The sequence below is a fragment of the Mesorhizobium sp. M1396 genome (genome assembly GCF_040317725.1).
GTDB lineage: Bacteria > Pseudomonadota > Alphaproteobacteria > Rhizobiales > Rhizobiaceae > Mesorhizobium.
This window is the reverse complement of the sequence record NZ_JAMYLA010000153.1, coordinates 1-842: the sequence shown is the minus strand read 5'-3', so window position 1 is coordinate 842 and position 842 is coordinate 1. Positions and strand designations below refer to the sequence as shown.

1 protein-coding gene is annotated in these 842 nt (G+C 60.9%); it reads left to right on the top strand.

Annotated elements, in window-relative coordinates:
- Positions 1 to 83: 83 nt before the first annotated feature.
- Positions 84 to 755, top strand: coding sequence for an ectoine/hydroxyectoine ABC transporter permease subunit EhuC (gene ehuC, locus NKH02_RS34395; protein WP_352884285.1), 672 nt, complete (start codon positions 84 to 86; stop codon positions 753 to 755).
- The last annotated feature ends 87 nt before the right edge of the window (positions 756 to 842 follow it).

Sequence of the window (842 nt, the reverse complement as noted above, 5' to 3'; positions counted from 1 at the left end):
TTGAAGCCAGGCCGGAAACTGCCATCCATCCAGCTGATCACCTCCCCGGCCATGGCCGGGGAGCGCCTCAGCGGGGGGGGGACATGAACGAATTCGCGGCCGGCTTCAGCGTGGTGGGGCTCGCCAACGGCGTCGTGGTCACCCTTATTATAACCGTCGCGGGATCTATTGTGGCGATCGCCCTGGGGCTGACCGTCGGCCTGATTCGGGTCTCCCGTCACTGGCCGCTGCGCTGGTTCGGCGTCGCATACATCGAATTCTTTCGCGGTACGTCTATGCTGGTCCAGTTCTACTGGTGGTTCTTTGTCCTGCCATTCTTCGGCGTTTTCCTATCGCCGTGGACTGTCGCAATCTTGGGTATCGGCGTGAATGCCTCCGGTTATGGCGCCGAGTACGTCCGCGCCGCCATACAGGCCGTTGATCGGGGGCAATATGAAGCGTCCACAGCGCTCAACTTCAAGCGGATGACGATGATGCGTCGCATCATCCTGCCCCAGGCGATCCGCGCCATGCTGCCGGCTTGGGGCAATCTGCTGAACGGTGTGCTCATGGGCACCTCGCTCGTTTTTTTCATCACCATCACAGAGTTCACCACCGCCGCCAAGCAGGCGGCCGATGCCACTGGCGACTACCTGCTGTTCTTCGCAGTGGCACTATTTGGCTACTACATCATGGCGCGAGCCCTCATCAGGCCCTTAGTGCGCTGGCTGGAGCACCGCCTCTCGCGCGGTTTCGTGCGGGAGGCCTCGGCATGAGCTTTTGGGATTGGTCCTACGTCTGGGAGGCGTTTCCGTATCTGTATCGGGGTGCAATCGTTACCATTCAGGCGACATTGCTCGGCT